General features: G+C 50.9%; 5 protein-coding genes and 1 pseudogene. 4 read left to right on the top strand and 2 right to left on the bottom strand.

Annotation, left to right across the window (positions count from 1 at the left end; genetic code table 11):
• Nucleotides 1-140: 140 nt before the first annotated feature.
• Together ACP5D4_RS21295 and ACP5D4_RS21290 are read right to left on the bottom strand one after the other, a co-directional pair.
• On the bottom strand, nt 141-488 hold the full coding sequence (locus ACP5D4_RS21295) for a hypothetical protein (RefSeq protein ID WP_428013610.1): 348 nt from the start codon (nt 486-488) through the stop codon (nt 141-143).
• Nucleotides 489-558: 70 nt separating this feature from the next.
• Nucleotides 559-1,149, bottom strand: coding sequence for a tRNA-(ms[2]io[6]A)-hydroxylase (locus ACP5D4_RS21290; RefSeq protein WP_428013609.1), 591 nt, complete (start codon nt 1,147-1,149; stop codon nt 559-561).
• 27 nt (nt 1,150-1,176) lie between these two features.
• Between ACP5D4_RS21290 and ACP5D4_RS21285 the strand changes: the two genes are divergently transcribed.
• From ACP5D4_RS21285 to ACP5D4_RS21270, 4 genes and pseudogenes are all read left to right on the top strand, one after another.
• Nucleotides 1,177-2,121, top strand: a complete 945-nt coding sequence (locus ACP5D4_RS21285; RefSeq protein ID WP_428013608.1) for a glutathione S-transferase family protein — start codon at nt 1,177-1,179, stop codon at nt 2,119-2,121.
• 121 nt (nt 2,122-2,242) lie between these two features.
• On the top strand, nt 2,243-2,734 hold the full coding sequence (locus ACP5D4_RS21280) for a Tic20 family protein (protein ID WP_428013607.1): 492 nt from the start codon (nt 2,243-2,245) through the stop codon (nt 2,732-2,734).
• Nucleotides 2,735-2,869: 135 nt separating this feature from the next.
• Nucleotides 2,870-3,355, top strand: a complete 486-nt coding sequence (locus ACP5D4_RS21275) for a Tic20 family protein (protein WP_428013606.1) — start codon at nt 2,870-2,872, stop codon at nt 3,353-3,355.
• 117 nt (nt 3,356-3,472) lie between these two features.
• Nucleotides 3,473-3,590, top strand: a pseudogene (locus ACP5D4_RS21270) (RNA-guided endonuclease TnpB family protein); the annotation flags it as partial.

Below are 3,590 nucleotides of genomic sequence, written 5' to 3'. Positions count from 1 at the left end.
CAAAATTAGGTAGAATGCCAAGGGTAAACCGGCGCTTTCCAAGGACGATCGAGCCTGGATTTTCCCAAAAATTGCAACTGATGCGATCGCCTGCTCGTTCCATTTTATGCGAGGTTTTGAACACCGGAAACATCTGAGGTTTACCGCCTTCGATCGGAATCGAGCCAGAATTTGAAAACGAGGGTTCCCGTCGCACAACAGACCACAATGGCGATCGGCGTCCAAATCGAGAGCTGTTCGGGGTCGCGGCGTCGATCGCGTGCAAAGCGAGGGTTCCCCAAGACCACGATCGCAACCGCCGCCAACGTCAACGCCACCGACCACACCGCCAACACCGACAACCCCCACCGCCACGGAAATCCCCGATTTTGGGAGTTGGACGAGGCGTCCTCCTCCGACGATCGCCGCCACCGCCTCAACTGACGTTCCTGGGTGGGCGTCAGACGAACCAGTTCCGAATGTTGTCGGGTGGGTTTGTCGTCAGACATCGATCGTGAGTTCGAGAGGGGGAGCTTCCGGAGAGGGGGAGAGGGGGAGAAGTTGTCAATTATTAATTCATTAGCTGTGGATTCTCGGTTGGGGGTGTAAGGTCGAGAGAATTTCGCTTTCTGCGGCGGCCAGTTCTTGCAAACGTGCTTCGACGGTCTCGCGATCGAAATTAGCCGTCGCTAAGCCCCAATACGCGCCGTAATGACGCGCTTCTGAGGCCATCAAGCTGCGATAAAACGCCGCCAAGTCCCGATCCTCAAGATGCGCCGCCAACAGTCCCAACCGTTCGTGCGATCGCGCTTCGATGAGTCCCGCCACCAACAACAAATCCAGTTGGCGTTGGGGTTCGTCTCGCCGAACTAGGGATTTGAGTTTTCCACCGTAGGGAGGCGGTGCCAGAGGCGCTAACGGCACGCCACGACGCTCTAAAATTCGGTTAACCTGTTGAAAGTGGTCGAGTTCTTCTTTGGCGATCGCCGTCAGTTCTCCTACCAGTTTGGCATCGGAGGGGTAGCGACACATCATGTTGAGAGCGACGCCGGCCGCTTTGCGTTCGCAGTGGGAATGGTCGAGTAATACGGTATCGAGATTCGCTAACGCTTGTTCGACCCAAGCTTCAGAGGTGGGTTGCTCGAGAAATTTAATTCGTTGTTGCTGCATAACAAACAATTCGAGAGGCTCAAAAAAATGGCATTAGGAATGTTAGTCAACGGAAAATGGGTCAGCGATCGCACTCAGGAAGACGAGAAGGGGCGTTTCCTTCGCCCCAGTACCACGTTCCGAAATTGGATTACCGCCGACGGAAGCAGTGGCTTTAAAGCCGAAGCCGGACGCTATCATCTGTACGTCAGTTTAGCTTGTCCCTGGGCGCATCGAACTCTTATTATGCGCGGTTTGAAGGGATTAGAACAGTCGATTGAGGTTTCAATCGTCGATCCCTACATGGGTGAGGAAGGCTGGTTTTTTTCGGACGCGCCGGGATGCGTTCCCGATACCGTCAACGCTGCGAGGTATTTGCGGGAGATTTACGGGAAAGCCGAACCCAACTATACGGGGCGCGTCACGGTTCCGGTATTGTGGGATAAAGAAACAGGAACCATCGTCAATAACGAATCTCGCGAAATTATTCGGATGTTCGATAGGGAATTTAACGCGATCGCCACCCACGACAGGATGTTTTACAGCGAAGCCTTAAAAGACAGCATCGACGGGGCGATCGATAAGATTTATCAACCGATTAACAACGGCGTTTATCGCGCTGGCTTCGCCACTACGCAAACGGCTTACGAAGAGGCGGTGACTGAGTTGTTCGCGAATCTCGACGAGTGGGAGGCGGTTTTAAGCCAACAGCCCTATCTGTGCGGCGATCGCATGACGGAAGCCGATATTTGTATGTTTACGACGTTGCTGCGGTTCGATGCCGTTTATTACGGTCATTTCAAATGCAATTTACGCCATATTTGGGACTATCCTAATTTATGGAAATACCTAAAATCGATTTATCAAATTCCTGCCGTTAAAGCGACCTGTAATTTCGACCACATCAAGCATCACTACTATAAAAGCCATAATAAAATCAATCCCACGGGCATCGTTCCTTACGGGCCGGTTTTGGATTTGGACTCTCCCTAAAACGGCATAAACCTCTCGAAAATTTGTAAAATCAGATAAGCCGATAAAGTCAAATTCTGTCCCAGAGAACATTTTATTTTTGGCTGTTCCGCCGAGTTTTAACTGAAATGGAGGATTGTTTATGAGTTGGCGCGGTTCCAGTTCCCCGTTCGATCGCATCTTTTCCTGTGCGGTGTACTTACTTCCCCTTCTCGAAGCGACGGGGTTTGGTAGCTATTTGTTTAGCCAAATCCCGTTTTTGGGTCAATTTATATTGATTGGACTAGCGCCGTTTTTAAGTGTTTACGGCTTGATTTCTGCCATTCCATTTGGACGCTTAATTCTATTTTTCGCGCTGTTGTTGGGAGTCGTGAGGAATCCACGCATCAACCATTTTTTACGGTTTAATACTATGCAGGCATTGTTAATGTCGATCGCACTCTTTTTATTGGTCACGGTTTTTGGACTATTCAACACCGTTCAAATATCCAGTAACCTGTTCGGGAATACGATATCAACCTTCCTGTTTCTCCTCTTCTTTGGAGTCGCGATTTATTCCATCGTGCAGTGCGTGCGCGGGCGCTATCCCGAAGTTCCCGTGGTGTCCGAGGCGGCGTATCACTACGTTCCTTAATCGAGAAAACGAGGCTCGATCGCGTCTGCGTTATCGCGTCTGAAAGAAAAACGATAGGATAAAACAAGCGTCGATCGAGACGCAGAATTTGAAATTTCGAGAGTTTTTAGGAGTTTTTAGGAGTTTTTAGATTTTATGAACGATCGATCCGACCTCGCCCTCCCCACCCGCCTGCTGTCGGCGGTGATGTATCTGATTCCCCTCGTCGAGGGCATTGTTTTCGGAACCTTTCTCTTTCGTCAGTTTCCGCCCCTGCAAGTGGTATTTCTGCCGTTGCTGCCGCTGATCCAACTCTATAACAGCATTCCCTTCGGGCGACTGCTGGTCTTTTTCATCTTATTTTTCGCCGTCGTTCGCAACACCAACCTCGATCGATTCGTGCGCTTCAACGCCATGCAAGCCCTGTTTCTGAGTATCATCCTCTCCATTAGCGGCTTGCTGCTGAGTCTCTTCGCCTCGGGATTGCAACAGGGCGCTCCCTTGCTTCTCGAAACCTTAGTTAACACCCTGTTCTTAGGCGTCGTGGTGGCGGTGGGATACAGCCTGGTGCAGTGCTTGCGCGGACGCTATCCCGAAATCCCCGCCTTATCCGACGCGGCGAACATGCAAGTTCCCTATTAAGATCCGTCGCAGTACTCCGCCCATAGCCGAAGGCTTGGGGGGTGGTGAAGCGACGGGAGGGAGTCGTTCGCTTAAGCCTAGGGAACAAATATTTATTTTCTAAGCTAAGATAGTTTCATGCTGAACCTGACCTGGGAATTCAAGCTAGAACCAACGGCGGGAACGTAAGGATTGGCTGAGTTCCCGCAAGTCCCCAGTAAATGCCTGTTCGATCCGGCAGGAGTTTATCTTGCCA

The sequence above is a fragment of the Baaleninema sp. genome, from assembly GCF_049974805.1.
Lineage (GTDB): Bacteria > Cyanobacteriota > Cyanobacteriia > Cyanobacteriales > Geitlerinemataceae > Baaleninema.
Note: the sequence above shows the minus strand (reverse complement) of the source record. Positions and strands in the feature narration are given on the sequence as shown.

Excerpts from the sequence above, each read along its gene's own strand:
- ACP5D4_RS21275 (WP_428013606.1), top strand. The coding sequence starts at position 2,870 with ATGAACGATCGATCCGACCTCGCCCTCCCCACCCGCCTGCTGTCGGCG.
- ACP5D4_RS21285 (WP_428013608.1), top strand. The coding sequence starts at position 1,177 with ATGGCATTAGGAATGTTAGTCAACGGAAAATGGGTCAGCGATCGCACT.
- ACP5D4_RS21295 (WP_428013610.1), bottom strand. The coding sequence starts at position 488 with ATGTCTGACGACAAACCCACCCGACAACATTCGGAACTGGTTCGTCTG.
- ACP5D4_RS21280 (WP_428013607.1), top strand. The coding sequence starts at position 2,243 with ATGAGTTGGCGCGGTTCCAGTTCCCCGTTCGATCGCATCTTTTCCTGT.
- ACP5D4_RS21290 (WP_428013609.1), bottom strand. The coding sequence starts at position 1,149 with ATGCAGCAACAACGAATTAAATTTCTCGAGCAACCCACCTCTGAAGCT.